Raw genomic sequence first — 13,572 nt, forward strand, 5'->3', positions numbered from 1 at the left:
CCCGCCACCGCCGTGGCCACGGTCGGCGCGAAGCCGGCGATGGCGAAGCCGATCTGGGTGCCGATCGCCATGCCCGACAGGCGGACCCTGGTGGTGAACATCTCGCCGTAGAAGGACGGCCAGACGCCGCTGGTGGCACTGTGCACGACGCCGAACATCAGGATGCCCACGACGAAGATCAGGGCGTAGCTGCCGGTGGAGATCGACCACAGATAGCCGAACATCAGCACCGCGCAGCCCAGCGAGCCGCCGATGAAGACCGGCTTGCGGCCGATCCGGTCCGACAGCGACCCCCACAACGGGATCGTGATCACGGCGGCGACGTTGGCCAGCACGCCCACCCACAGCATGGGCCCGCGCTCGAGGTGCATGGTGTTGACGGCGTACGACAGGGCGTGGACGGTGAAGATCGTGCTCACCGAGGCGATGACCGCGGCCACGACGACCCGCAGCACGTCCTGCCAATGCTCGCGGAAGAGCACGGCCAGCGGCATCCTGGCCACATTGTTCGTGGCGACCTCCTGCTCGAAGGCGGGCGTCTCCTCCAGCGTGCGCCGGATGACCAGCCCGACCGCGGCCACCACGATGCTCAGCCAGAACGGCACCCGCCAGCCCCAGCTCAGCAGTTGCTCCTCGGGCAGCGCGGCGATCGGGAGGAAGATCGCGGTGGCGATGATCTGCCCGGCCTGGGTGCCGTTGAGCGTGAAGCTGGTGTAGTAGGCCCGGCGGGTCTCGGGGGCGTGCTCGAGCGTCATGGAGTTCGCGCCCGCCTGCTCGCCGGAGACCGAGAAGCCCTGCAGCAGGCGCAGGGCCACGAGCAGGATCGGCGCGAGCAGGCCGACCTGGTCGTACGTGGGCAGGCAGCCCACCAGGAACGTCGATGCGCCCATCATGACGAGCGTGGCGACCAGCACCTTCTTGCGGCCGAACTTGTCGCCCACGTGCCCGAGGACGAAGGCGCCGACCGGCCTGGCCAGGTAGCCGACGCCGAAGGTGGCCAGGGCCAGCAGCGTCCCCGTGGCGGGCGAGCTGGACGGGAAGAAGATCTTGCTGAAGACCAGGGCGGCGGCGGTGCCGTAGATGAAGAAGTCGTAGTACTCCAAGGCACTGCCGATCCAGGCAGCAACGGCCGCTTTGCGAGGTTTGCCCTGCACCGTCACGATAAGCTCCTCACGGGGAATGGGAAAGCGCAGTGGCAGGAAACTAACTCACCGGTTCGTACATTACAAGGGCGTTGCCCATCGGTTAACGGCCCGGACGGCGGTCAGGCCCAGTGGTCAAGCAGGGCCGCGCAGGTAGGCGACGATCATCTCGCCCACCATCCGGCGCAGCCTGGCGCGGTGCTCCGGCGCGGTCATGTCGCGCCCGAACAGCGCGCCGAAGGTGTGCTGGTTGGCCACGCGGAAGAAGCAGAACGAGCTGATCATCATGTGCACGTCGATCGCGTCGGCGTCGGTCACGAACTCGCCGGACGCCTGCCCCGCGTCCAGGATGCGCGAGATGACGTCGAGCACCGGCGTGCCGAGGTTGGCCAGGACGTCGGACTTGCGGATGTGCTCGGCCTGGTGGACGTTCTCGATGGCGACCAGCTTGATGAAGTCGCGGTGCGCGTCGTGGTGGTCGAAGGTCAGCTCCGCCAGGGTGCGGATGGCCTCCACCGGAGCCAGGTGCTCGACGTCGATCGTGCGCTCCATCGCGCGCACCTCGGTGTAGGCCTTCTCCAGGACCGCGATGTAGAGCCGCTCCTTGCTGCCGAAGTAGTAGTAGATCATGCGCTTGGTGGTGCGCATCTGCTCGGCGATCTCATCGACGCGCGCGCCCGCGTACCCGTGCCGCGCGAACTCCTGCTGAGCCACCTTGAGGATCTCCGCCTTGGTGCGGTCGGCGTCCCGCTGGCGTTCCGAGGCGACGGGTTGGGAGGTCATTCGGTCATCTTAGTTATGTCCGGCGTGCTGAATGGCGAGGCGGATGGGGGCGTTCGCGGCGCCGTATCCCTGGTATCCGCCCGTTCGCTGGACGATCTCGAAGAAGACGCGTCCCACGGTGACGGTGTACAGGTGCAGGAACTCGCCGTGCTCGTCCCGGTCATACAGCACGCCCAGCTCCCTGAGCGCGGGATCGACGTTGTCGTGGCGGGCCTCCAGGTCGTCGTAGTAGTTGGCGGGGATGGGCAGCAGCAGGTCCGGGTGCTCTGCGCGTAGGCGGCGGGCGATGGCCACGACGTCGTCGCAGGCCAGCGCGACGTGCTGCCACGCGAGGTCTTTCGCGCCGACCTGGGCGAGGTTGATGACCATCCGTACACGCCCGCCGGGGTCCGACATGGCCTTGCTGCGCAGCAGCCCGTACGGGTCGGGCACCTCCAGGCTCTCCTGCGGGCTCAGCCCGAGCACGCTGCGGTAGAACAGCTCCGCCTCGTCGAACTGGTGCCACGGCTGCGTCAGCGCCACATGGTCGATCCGGGTGATCTCGCCGGACACCAGCCCTGAGGGGCCGAAGTCGTCGAGCCAGGCCGTGTCGCAGAAGAAGATCTGGGTGCCGTCCGGGGCGGCGACGGCGTCCAGGCGCGCTTCCCTGGGCGCGCGCTCGCGCGGCAGCACCGGCGACAGCAGCGACTCGGCGCGCTTGACCGCCCCACCGGGATCGGGGCTGTCGAGCCCGAGGGCGACCAGCGCGGGGTCGTCGCCGGTGGCGTTGAGCAGCAGCCGCGCCCCGCCCTGCTCCCACAGTTCGACCGGTTTCGTGGGATGCGTCCCGGTGCGTGCGAAGCCGAGCGCGGTCAGCATCCCCCCGAGCTCCCCGTTGTCGGCGAGCTCGGCGAAGGAGAAGCCCGTGGGCACGGCCGGGTGCGCGGCCCCGTACAGGGTGTCCTCCAGGGCGATGAGCGAGCGCATGCCGTCGCGCGCGGTGCGCCCGGTGTCGGCCTGGCGGAAGTGGTCGTTGAACACCTCCAGCGACAGCGGCCCGGCGTAGCCGGCGTTGAGCACGTGGCGGACCAGCCCGGCCACGTCGAAGTTGCCCTGGCCGGGGAAGCAGCGGTAGTGGCGGCTCCACTGCAACACGTCCATGGCCAGCAGTGGCGCGTCGGCCAGTTGGAGGAAGAAGATCTTCTCGCCGGGAACGGCCTCGATGCCGATCGGGTCGGAGCCGCGCGAGAGGATGTGGAAGCTGTCCAGGCAGGTGCCCAGGTTCGGGTGGTCGGCCATGCGGACGACGCGCCAGGCGTGCAGGTACTCGTTGACGTGCCGCCCCCAGGCCAGCGCCTCGTACGCGATGCGGATCCCGTGCTCGGCGGCCCGTTCGGCCAGCAGCCGCAGCTGGGCCGCCGCCAGCTCGTCGTCGCCGATAGCCTGCGGCGAGACGTTGGAGCAGACCAGCAGCAGGTCGGCACCGAGGCGCTCCATGACGCGGAACTTGTGCTCGGCGCGACGCAGGTTCCGTTCCAGCAGGTCGGCGGGCACCGACTCGAAGTCGCGGAACGGCTGGTAGAGGTCGATGCCGAGCCCGAGGTCTGCGGCGCGGGCCCGGATCTCCTCAGGTGGCAGCGGGCAGGTGAGCAGGTCGTTCTCGAAGATCTCCACGCCGTCGAACCCGGCGGCGGCGATGGCGTCCAGCTTCTCGATCAGGGTGCCGCTCACCGACACGGTGGCGATGGACTTGCGCACGTCTCCTCCTCAGACGGTCACCAGGTCGGTCAGGTGGGCGAGCATGCGCTCGGCGTCGGGCTCGCGGCCGGTGAACAGGCGGAAGGCATGCGCCGCCTGGAAGACGACCATGCCGCCGCCGTCCAGCGTCCGGCAGCCCAGCGCCCGCGCCTGCTTGAGCAGCTCGGTCTCCAGCGGCCGGTACACGATGTCCGCTACCCACAGACCGGGATTCAGCAGCGAGGCGGGCAGCGGCATACCGGGGTGGTGTGCCATGCCGGTGGGCGTGGCGTGCACCAGCCCGTCGGCCTCGGCCAGCAGCGCCGACAGGTCGTCGGGGCCGGCGGCGCGTGCCCGTCCGGCGCCGAAGCGGGTGCCCAGCTCGGCCGCCAGCCGCGCCGCCCGGGTGTGGTCGGCGTCGACGACCGTGATCCGGTCGGCGCCCAGGGTGAGCAGCGCGTGCGCCACGGCCGCGCCCGCGCCGCCCGCGCCGAGCTGCACCACCCGGCGGGTGGGGGCTTCGGGCAGGCCGCGGGCGAACGATTCGGCGAACCCCGTCCAGTCGGTGTTGTGCCCGATGGCGCGCTCGCCGTCGAAGACGACGGTGTTGACCGCGCCGAGCATGCGGGCGTCCGGCGACAGATCGTCCAGGTGCGGGATGACGGTCTGCTTGCATGGATGGGTGACGTTGAGCCCGTCGTAGCCGAAGCGGCGCGCGGTGCGCACCAGCTCCCCCACCTCCAGCCCGAGCCGATCGGTGTCGAGCAGCCGGTAGACGTAGTGCAGCCCGTGGTGGACGGCCTCCCGCTCGTGCAGCGGCGGGCTGAGCGAGGGGCCGATGCCCGAGCCGACCAGCCCGGTCAGGAACGAGGCCATCAATTCATCCTCTCCAGCAGATGGGGACAGGTGCGCGGACGCCTCTAATGTACGTACTAGTGAGTTAGCTGGCTAGACGGAGGCCACCCTGTCCGGCGGCGCCGGGCGGAGGCGGTCAGCCGAACGGCTGGGCGACCTGGTCGAGGACCTCGTCCGTGAGCTCGCGCAGCGTCCTGGTCTTGTGATCCGTGACCCATCGGAGTGTGGCGATGCGCAGCGCGGTCAGGAAAGCCGCCGTGATCACCTCAGGGCTGACACCGCCGGCCTGCTCCCGCCCGGCCACCACCTGGCTCAGCTCGTTCTCCAGGCGCACCCTGCCGGCCAGTTGCCTGGACAGCAGGGAGGGGTGCTGTTTGACCAGCCTTGCGCGCAGCATCCACTCAGGGTCGGGCTCGCCGGTCTCGTCGTAGAGGCTCTCGAAAGCGACACGCAGCGCCTGCCAGGCCGTCAGTGCGGGCGGCTGGTCGCGCACCCGCTCCACCAGCTCGCCGAGGCGCTGCTCATCGCCGTAGAGCAGCGCCTCCTCCTTGCTGTCGAAGTAGTTGGAGAACGTCCGGCGCGAGATGTTGGCGGCGTCGGCGATGGCCTCGACCGTGACGTTGTCCAGGCCGTGCTCGACCGCGAGCCGCAGCGTGGCCTCGTGGACCGCCTGGCGGGTCTCGGCCTTCTTGCGCTCGCGCAACCCCACTGTGCTGTTCATGACGTGCGCAAGCTTACCCGCCGGGAATAGATGCCCAGTGCGCAAAGTTTCCCATTGAGCATGTATGGTGTCCCGGTCGTACACATTTAGTTGGAGGTCGCGCATGAGCGCACAGACGGCAGAGCCGTCAACGGTGGAGCCGATGAGCCACCGCCAAGTCCTCGAGGCCCTGAGCGGGCTGCTGCTCGTCCTGTTCGTCGCGATGATCAGCGGCACCATCGTCTCGGTGTCGCTCCCGCAGATCATCGGCGCGCTCAACGGCAGCCAGTCGCAGTACACCTGGGTCGTCACCGCGTCCCTGCTGGCCTCGACCGCCTCCACCCCGATCTGGGGCAAGCTGGCCGACTTGTTCAACAAGAAGCTGCTGCTGCAGATCGCCATCGTGACCTTCATGCTCAGCTCGCTGGCCTGCGGCTTCGCCCAGAACACCGGGCAGCTCATCGCCTTCCGCGCGGTCCAGGGCCTGGGCATGGGCGCCCTGCAGATCCTCGCCCAGGTCGTCATCGCCGCGATGATCAGCCCCAAGGAGCGCGGCCGCTACAACGGCTACCTCGGCGCGGTCATGGCCGTGGCCACCGTCGGCGGCCCGCTGCTCGGCGGTCTCATCGCCGACACCTCCTGGCTCGGCTGGCGCTGGTGCTTCTTCGTCGCCGTACCCTTCGCAGTCCTTGCCTTCGCGCTGCTGGCCAAGACCCTGCACATCCCGACCGTGCGCCGTTCGGACGTGAGCATCGACTACTGGGGCGCCACCCTCATCGCCGCCGGCGTCAGCATCCTGCTCATCTGGGTCACCTTCGTCGGCAACGACTTCGACTGGCTGTCCTGGCAGACCGCGGCCATGGCAGGCGGCGGCGTGCTGCTGCTCGCCCTGGCCACCTGGATCGAGTCAAGGGTCAAGGAGCCGGTCGTCCCGCTTCATGTCATCAGCCGCCGCACCCCCGCCCTGGCCATCCTGGCCAGCCTCGCGGTCGGCATGGCCATGTTCGGCGGCTCGGTCTTCCTGGGTCAGTACTTCCAGATCGGCCGCGGCTACGGCCCTACCGCCGCCGGCCTGCTGACCATCCCGATGATGCTCGGCGTGCTCCTCTCCTCGACGATCAGCGGCAGGATGGTCTCCAGGACCGGCCAGACCAAGCCGTTCATCCTGGTCGGCCTGGTCGTCCTGCTGCTGGGCTTCGCCGGCCTGGCCACGATCGACCACGAGACCCCGATGGTGCTGATCTCGGTCTACATGCTGGCGGTCGGTGTCGGCGTCGGCATGTCGATGCAGAATCTCGTCCTGGTCATCCAGAACACCGTCCCGTTGAGCGAGATCGGCGCCGCCAGCGGCGCGGTCACCTTCTTCCGCTCGCTCGGCGGCACCGTCGGCGTGTCGGTGCTGGGCGCCGTGCTGGCCAACCAGGTCGCCTCCAACATCGTCGAGGGCCTGGCCAAGGCCGGCATCCCCGCCGCCGGGAGCGCGGCGGGCGGCAGCCTCAACATCGCCGCGCTGCCCGAGCCGATCAAGACGATCGTCAGGGCCGCGTACGGCGACGCCACCGGCCACATCTTCCTCATCTCGGCCGCGATCGCCGCCGTCGGCCTCGTCGCCGCGGCGTTCCTCAAGCCCGCCAAGCTGCGCGACAGCCTGGACCTGCCCGAGCAGACCAAGCAGGAGGCTCCGGCCACCGCCTGACCGCATCCCGAAGGCCGTGCCCGTGGGGGCGCGGCCTTCCGCCTTGCTCAAGGCCGGCCGCCTGCACCGAGGCGGCGGCCGAGATCGACGCGGAGCTGGCCGAAGGACTCGCCGACGAGGAGGCGAAGGTGCTGCGAAGCGCCTTGCACACACTGGCCCGCCGCAACGGCCTGCCCGCCGACTAGTCATCCTCTGGCAGCCGCGAGGGAGCTGGAGTCGATGACCGGCCAGATCTCGGCGACCTTGCCGTCCTCCATGCGGAAGACGACGCAGGCGCGGACCTCCAGGGGCTTGCCGGTGGGCGGGAAGCCGAAGAAGTCGCCTTCGTGCGTGCCGCGCAGCGTCCACCGGGTGGCCACCCGGTCGCCTTCGGCGATCATGTCCTCGATGTCGAAGCGCAGGTCGGGCAGCGCCGAACGGAGGTAGCGGGCGGTCTGCTTGAGCGCCTCGGGGCCGGTGACGTCGCCGCCACGGGGCGCGAAGCCGGGGCCGACGATCTCGTCGGCTACGTCGAGGTCGTCGGCGTTGAGCACCTCGTCGTAGAAACGCTTGATGACATCCTTCATCGCGCTCTCCTTACGGTAATCTAGCCACTAGAGAACCATATCTCTAGTTTTCCTAAACACTTGGAACGCTAAGGAGTTTGGATGGCGATGTCAAGGCGTGCCGAGCTCGTGGCCCAGCTGCTCGACGCACTGCGCCGTACCAACGCGCTGTCGGTGGCGATGAGCCAGGGCGCCGCCGAGCGCATCGGCGTCAACACCACTGACCTGCACTGCCTCAATCTGCTCAGCGACGGCCCGCTGACGGCGAGCGAGCTGGCCAGGCGCGCGGGCATCACGACCGCGTCCGTCACCGGGGTGATCGACAGACTTGAGGCGGGGGGGTACGTGCGGCGTGAACGCGACAGCGGCGACCGCCGCAAGGTCGTGGTGACGCTCCAGGTTCAGGAGGCCGCGCAGGTGATCGCCCCGGTGTTCGCCCCGTTCGTACGGGCGTGGCGCGGCGCGATGGACGGCTACACCGAGGAGCAGCTGGAACTGATCGCCGGCTTCCTGGGCAAGACGGAGGAGGTCTTCCAGTCGGAGGTCGGGCGCATGCGGGCCGAGTGACCAAGAGGTCTGTCCCAGCCCGCGGCGCCGTACAAGAGGCGTGTTTGTACGGCAGACCCGAGGCTAGATGGCCGCTGTCCGCCTGAGCCATGCGCCGCAGGCTGCGCAGGATCCACGGTGGGCAGCCGGGGTAGGCTACGGCCTCCTCGGGGGTGAGCCAGGTCAGCTCGGCGGCCTCGTCCGGCGCGGCCACCACCGGACGGGCCTGCGGCGGCAGCTCGCCGCGGAAGACGACGTTGATCAGCGGGTCGCCGTCGTCGGTCACGAAGCAGGCGCTCTCCACATAGGTGAGACCGGTGCCCGTCAGGTCGACGCCGACCTCCTCCGCGGCCTCCCGGCGCGCGGTCTGCTCGAGGATGCCGGCCCCGGCACCGTCCGCCTCGGCCTTGCCGCCGATGCCGGCCAGCGTGCCGGGGGCCCAGGGAAGTGGCCGCGGAGGTCGGGTCAGGCCCAGCCGTAGACCGAGCGGATGGCCGCGGCGATCTCGTTGACCACGGTCATGTTGTTGCCGTTGGCCAGGACCGCGTAGCCGGCGCCGAGCTCCGGGTAGCCCTTGAAGACGGACTTGAAGCCGTAGTTGGAGCCGTCGTGGGTGTAGGAGAAGTTCTTCGTCCCGGAGCCGGCGACGAAGAACCCGCGCCCCATGGTGGGCTCGGGGCCGCGGGTGAGCAGCGTGCGGACGGAGGCCTTGGTGAGCGGTCCGGCGATGTCGCCGGAGGCGGTCCATGCCTTGTTGAGGTAGGACACCAGGCGGCACAGGTCGAGGACGTTGGTGTAGAGGCCGGCGGCGGCCGACTCGGGGTAGCGGTTGCGCTTGCCGGGGATCACGGCGCCGGTGGCGGTGTGGCCGGCGGCCAGCTCGAAGCCGGGCGACAGCGCGTACGAGCTGTTCTTCATGCCGAGCGGCGCGAACACCTCCTTGTCCATGTACTGGGCCAGCGTGAGGCCGCTCTTCTGCTCCACCATCCGCTGCAGGAGCACGAAGCCGCCCCCGGAGTAGTGGAACTCGGCCCCCGGGTCGGTGGTGAGCTCGATCTTCGGGGAGTTGCCCTCGCCGTTCATGACCTGCAGCAGCGTGGGCACGGTCGCGTCCGGGCCGTAGCCGGCGAAGCCGCCGCCGCCGGAGTCGAAGCCGGAGCAGGCGCCGGAAGGGGACGTGGAGCCGCGGCCGATGACGCCGGCCCGGTGGGTCAGGAGGCGGTCGATGGTGGGAACGGCCGTGTCGGAGACGCACGAGCGGCGCGGCAGCGTCCAGCCCAGGTAGGGGCGGATGTCGCTGGTCAAGGGCTGCTTGAGCGTCTGCATGAGGCGCAGCACGCCGACCGAGGCCACGGCCTTGCTGATGGAGGCGGCCTGGAAGGCGGTCTCGGGATGGGCGGCGGCGCCGCTGCCCGCCTCCAGCCAGCCGTACCCGGTGGACCAGGCGATCTTGTTGCCGACCACCACCGCGACGGCCACGCCCGGCGTCTTCCAGGCGCTCATCCGCTGCCAGATGGTGGCGCCGCCCACCGCGTTCTCGACCTGCCGCGCCCGGTCGGCGGGCAGCGCGGGCACCTTGCCGCGCGAGCTCAGCGTCCAGCCGCCGCTCGGTGAGAAGGCCACGTCGTGCAGCTGCCAGCCGTCGGCGGCGAGGGCGTTCATCTGCTTGAAGCAGGCGTCGTCGACGCCGCGCGCGTAGAACTCGTCCTGCGCGACGATCGTCCACCCGCCCGCCTTGGGGAAGGCGACTCGGGTCACGCGGCGTCCGCCCTGCGTGAGGTTCCGCATCATCTGGTAGCACTCGTCGTCGATGCCCCGGACGTAGAAGCCCTGCGTGTCGGCCACCACCCAGCGGTTGCCGCCGGCCGGCGGGAAGGCGACGTGCACGACCTGGCGGCCGGCGGCGTAGCTGTCGCTGACGCGCTGGTGGCACTCCTCGGGCAGGCCGCGCGCGGACATCCCCTTGTCACCGGTGATCACCCAGCGATCGCCGCCTTCGGGCGGGAAGGCCACGCAGTGGATCTTCCCGCCCGCCTTGATCATCTTGCCCAGTTCGGCGAAACACGCGTCGGGCACGCCGCGAGCGAAATAGCGCCCGTCCTGGGTGACGATCACCCAGCCGCCGGACGGCGTGAACGCGGCAGCCGTGATGCCATAAGGCGCCAGCTCGCCCATCTTCGTCTTCAGCTCGTCGGGGACGCCGGCGGTGGCGAACGGGTAGCTCGCCGCCAGAGCGGGGCGGGCGAAGTCCACGGCGGCAAGCCCGGCTGCGCCGGTCAGGGTGAGAAAGCGTCGGCGGTCCAAGGGGGAACTCCTTCAAGCGATGATCACTTAATGCGCTTGAATCATGGCAGACCGCTGGGACTTTCCTAAACCGTCGGTGGGCCCTGCTCGACGCGGCGCAGCACGGGTGCGAGCCGCTCGTTGTCGGGGCTGTCGATGGGCTGCCGCTCGTCCCACCAGGTGGCCCCGGCCTCCTGCAGCGGGCCGAGCAGGTCGCGGGCCTTGGATCCGCCGGCGGGGCTGACGCCGCCGACGACGATCTCGAAGGGCCTGTCGTCCTGGCGGTGCTCGCGGAGGTACGCCACCAGGTCGCGGACCTGGTCGGCGGGCGGGCCGTACCCGTGTGAGCCCGGCCCGAACAGCGGGACCGCGCCGTCCCAGCGGGCGGCCCGGCGCATCGGCTTGCGGTTCGGCCAGAACCCGGCGATCCAGACCGGCGGGCGGGGGCGCTGCACGGTCGGGGGCAGCAGGGCGACGTCCTCGACCTGGTAGTGCCGTCCGTGATGGGTGACCGGCTCACCGGTCCAGTAGCGGGACAGCAGGTCCAGCCCCTCGTCGAGGCGCTCGGAGAGCTCGACCGGGTCTGTGGGCTCGCCGAAGCTGCCGTACTCGTCCTCGATCGGCCCGCCCAGCCCCGCGCCGAAGATCACCCGCCCGCCGCTGAGCACGTCGAGCGTGGCGACCTGGCGGGCGAGCTGCTGCGGCCGCCGCCGGGCGACCGGGGTGACCAGGGTGCCGAGCTTGATCCGGGTGGTCGCCATCGCCGCCGCCGTGAGCAGCATCCAAGGGTCGCCGAACGCGCGCCGCCGGCTCTTGACATGGACGACGTGATCCCAGACGAACAGGGCGTCCCAGTCCGCCCGCTCCGCCGCGACGGCCAGCGAGGCGACGGTGCGGGGGTCGGCGAAGTCCCCGAAGTTCGGGATGTTGATCGAGAAGCGCATTCCGCCATGGTGCTCTGCCGCGGGGGCGCCCGCAAACGTATTAAGGGGTGTCGGCGATGTCGTTCGCGGCCACGTAGCCGAAGGTCATGGCGGGTCCGATGGTGGAGCCGGAGCCGGCGTAGCTGTGGCCCATGACGGCTCCGCTGGCGTTGCCCGCGGCGTACAGGCCGGGGATGACCGAGCCGTCCGCCCGCAGCACCCGCGCGCGTGCGTCCGTGCGCATCCCGCCCTTGGTGCCGAGGTCCCCGGGGACGATCTTGAACGCGTAGAACGGCGGCAGCCACAGCGGCGCCAGGCACGGGTTGGGCTTGACCAGCGGGTCGGCGTAATAGCGATCGTAGGCGCTGTCCCCGCGGTGGAAGTCGAGGTCCTTGCCGGTCACCGCGAACCCGTTGAACCGGTTGATCGTGCCACGCAGCGCGGCCTGCGGGACGCCGATCTTCTGGGCCAGCTGCTCGATCGTCCACGCCTTGTACGCGGCGCCGCTGTCGAACCAGGCGTCGGGCAGCGGCAGCAGCGGCGCGACGTCCCGGAAGAGGTACTTGTCGCGGTAGTTCTGGTCGACGATCAGCCAGGCGGGGATGTGCGGCGCGGCTGGGGTGTTGCGGTCGTACATGACGTGGACGACGTCGCTGTAGGTGGCGCCCTCATTGACGAAGCGCACGCCGTCGCCGTTGACCAGGATGCAGCCGGGCAGCGTGCGTTCGGCCAGGCAGAAGTACGGCTGGCCGGGCAGCGGGATCGCCGGGCCCCACCAGGCGTCGTCCATCAGGTCGAGCGCGGCCCCGGCGCGCTCGCCGGCCTCGATGCCGTCGCCGGTGTTCTCCTTGGCGCCGATGGTCCAGCTCGTGCCGATGGGCTGGCGCTGGAACTCCGCGCGCATGGCCGCACTGTGCTCGAACCCGCCGGAGCCGACGATCACTCCGCGCCGGGCCTTGACCGTTCCGCCGGGCGTGACCACGCCCGTTACACGGCCGGACTCGATGGTCAGGTCGAGCAGCGGGGTGTTCAGCAGCACCGGGACGCCTGCCGCGAGCAGCCCGGCGCGCAGGCCGCCGGCCAGGGCCTGTCCCATGGTGAGCGGTTTCTCGCCGCGCAGCGCGGCCTCGGTGCCCCGCGCCAGGCACGCGGTGCTCACTTCGAGACCCTTGGGGTTGACCGCGGCGAGCGTGAGCCACTTGTAGTCGGCGCTGTAGACCACCAGGCCGGCCGGGGTGGGGATGTAGGGGCCGTTGAGCCGGGCCAGCTCGGCGCCGAGGATGTTGCCGTCGAGCTGGGCGGGCTCGATGGAGCGCCCGTTCGGCATCCCGCCGGGGAACTCCGGATAGTAGTCGGAGTAGCCCTCCATGAAACGGAAGCGCAGCGGGCTGTTCCGCAGCACGAACGAGATCATGGCGGGCCCGGCCGCGAGGAACGCCCGCTGCCGTTCGACGGGCACCGTGTCGCCGACGACGCGGGCGAGGTAGGCGGCGGCCTTGGCCGGGGTGTCCGGCACTCCAGCGGCGAGGACGACCTCGTTGCACGGGATCCAGATGCCCGCACCCGACCGGGCGGCCGAGCCGCCGAACGTGGAGGCCTTCTCGAGCACGATCGTGCGCAGCCCGCGCTTGGCGGCCGTCAGCGCCGCGGTCATCCCGGCGGCGCCGGCGCCCACGACCACGACGTCGTACTCGGTGTCGGCGCGGGCGGGCGCGCTGCCCAGCGCCGTGCCCGTGGCCAGGGCGCCACCTGCGACGGCGGCCCCTTTGAGCAGGGTGCGGCGGGTCTGACCTGCGGGGGTCAGGGTGTTGCCGGATCTCCTGGACTCGACCATGCCGCCAAGCATGCGCTTGGTTGTTTTGACTGTCAATGCAGCGGGTGTTGACGTGACCGCCGATGCCTGGTGCCGTGATCGGGACGCCTCTTAGCCAAGCAAGCATTTGCGCGGAGGAGATGCCATGCGACGCTTAGCCGCCGTGCTCCTGCTGCTCGCCACGGCGCCAGTCCGGTCCTCCTCATCCGGCGGCCAGGACCCGTGGCGCGTACATGCGTGGACGACGGCGGCGGGCGGGCCACCGGTCACTCTGCCCAAGACGTGATCCGCCGGGGCCGGTGCGGCGAATACCGAGGCGGGTCGATCCCCCGACCCGGAAGGGGGCGTGCCATGACTCGTTGGCGTCGATTCGTTCTGGCCCTGATGGTCGCGTTGGTCACGGTGGTGGGCGGTGGCGACCGCCGCGTCGGCCGGCATCCAGGGCAGCGGGTTCTGAGCAGCGCGGAGGGACGGTCAGGGGGTCGCCCCTGGCCGTCCCTTCACGAGCAGGACGGGGCGGGCAGTTCGCCGGGCGAGGGGCGGAGGCTGGACAGCAGCAGCGCCAGGTAG

The 13,572-nt window shown here is 70.4% G+C and carries 12 protein-coding genes and 1 pseudogene; 3 read left to right on the top strand and 10 right to left on the bottom strand.

Annotation, left to right across the window (positions count from 1 at the left end; genetic code table 11):
- The 5 genes from AB0J09_RS37505 to AB0J09_RS37525 form a co-directional block, all read right to left on the bottom strand.
- A partial coding sequence (locus tag AB0J09_RS37505) for an MFS transporter (RefSeq protein WP_360701668.1) occupies window positions 1-1,160 on the bottom strand: 1,160 nt, incomplete at its 3' end.
- A gap of 117 nt (window positions 1,161-1,277) precedes the next feature.
- Complete coding sequence (locus tag AB0J09_RS37510; protein ID WP_360701671.1) at window positions 1,278-1,925, bottom strand: TetR/AcrR family transcriptional regulator; 648 nt, start codon at window positions 1,923-1,925, stop codon at window positions 1,278-1,280.
- 9 nt (window positions 1,926-1,934) lie between these two features.
- Entirely contained in the window at window positions 1,935-3,662 is a 1,728-nt protein-coding gene (locus tag AB0J09_RS37515; protein ID WP_360701674.1) for a TIM barrel protein, read from the bottom strand.
- Window positions 3,663-3,671: 9 nt separating this feature from the next.
- A complete protein-coding gene (locus AB0J09_RS37520) occupies window positions 3,672-4,517 on the bottom strand; it encodes a shikimate dehydrogenase (protein ID WP_360701678.1) in 846 nt (281 codons plus the stop codon).
- A 115-nt stretch (window positions 4,518-4,632) separates the two neighbouring features.
- Window positions 4,633-5,217, bottom strand: a complete 585-nt coding sequence (locus AB0J09_RS37525; protein ID WP_360701681.1) for a TetR/AcrR family transcriptional regulator — start codon at window positions 5,215-5,217, stop codon at window positions 4,633-4,635.
- A 142-nt stretch (window positions 5,218-5,359) separates the two neighbouring features.
- Between AB0J09_RS37525 and AB0J09_RS37530 the strand changes: the two genes are divergently transcribed.
- Window positions 5,360-6,892, top strand: coding sequence for an MDR family MFS transporter (locus tag AB0J09_RS37530; protein WP_360701700.1), 1,533 nt, complete (start codon window positions 5,360-5,362; stop codon window positions 6,890-6,892).
- A gap of 185 nt (window positions 6,893-7,077) precedes the next feature.
- On the opposite strand, the gene AB0J09_RS37535 is transcribed toward AB0J09_RS37530, so the two are convergent.
- Window positions 7,078-7,458, bottom strand: a complete 381-nt coding sequence (locus AB0J09_RS37535) for an ester cyclase (RefSeq protein ID WP_360701684.1) — start codon at window positions 7,456-7,458, stop codon at window positions 7,078-7,080.
- Between the two features lie 81 nt (window positions 7,459-7,539).
- Between AB0J09_RS37535 and AB0J09_RS37540 the strand changes: the two genes are divergently transcribed.
- Window positions 7,540-8,004 (top strand): MarR family transcriptional regulator, encoded by a 465-nt coding sequence (locus AB0J09_RS37540; RefSeq protein ID WP_360701686.1) that lies wholly within the window; start codon window positions 7,540-7,542, stop codon window positions 8,002-8,004.
- A 148-nt stretch (window positions 8,005-8,152) separates the two neighbouring features.
- On the opposite strand, the pseudogene AB0J09_RS37545 reads toward AB0J09_RS37540, so the two are convergent.
- From AB0J09_RS37545 to kstD, 4 genes and pseudogenes are all read right to left on the bottom strand, one after another.
- A pseudogene (locus AB0J09_RS37545) lies at window positions 8,153-8,458 on the bottom strand (NUDIX domain-containing protein); the annotation flags it as partial.
- The gene (locus AB0J09_RS37550) at window positions 8,449-10,287 is read right to left on the bottom strand and encodes a serine hydrolase domain-containing protein (protein ID WP_360701689.1); all 1,839 of its coding nucleotides are present in this window, start codon (window positions 10,285-10,287) and stop codon (window positions 8,449-8,451) included. The pseudogene AB0J09_RS37545 and the gene AB0J09_RS37550, both read right to left, overlap by 10 nt.
- A 65-nt stretch (window positions 10,288-10,352) precedes the next feature.
- The gene (locus AB0J09_RS37555; RefSeq protein WP_360701692.1) at window positions 10,353-11,210 is read right to left on the bottom strand and encodes an LLM class flavin-dependent oxidoreductase; all 858 of its coding nucleotides are present in this window, start codon (window positions 11,208-11,210) and stop codon (window positions 10,353-10,355) included.
- Between the two features lie 40 nt (window positions 11,211-11,250).
- Window positions 11,251-13,023: a 3-oxosteroid 1-dehydrogenase gene (kstD, locus tag AB0J09_RS37560; RefSeq protein WP_360701695.1), complete on the bottom strand. Its 1,773-nt coding sequence runs from the start codon at window positions 13,021-13,023 to the stop codon at window positions 11,251-11,253.
- Window positions 13,024-13,147: 124 nt separating this feature from the next.
- Between kstD and AB0J09_RS37565 the strand changes: the two genes are divergently transcribed.
- The gene (locus AB0J09_RS37565) at window positions 13,148-13,288 is read left to right on the top strand and encodes a hypothetical protein (protein WP_360701697.1); all 141 of its coding nucleotides are present in this window, start codon (window positions 13,148-13,150) and stop codon (window positions 13,286-13,288) included.
- Window positions 13,289-13,572 lie beyond the last annotated feature (284 nt).

The sequence above is a fragment of the Nonomuraea sp. NPDC049784 genome (genome assembly GCF_040659615.1).
Classification (GTDB): domain Bacteria; phylum Actinomycetota; class Actinomycetes; order Streptosporangiales; family Streptosporangiaceae; genus Nonomuraea.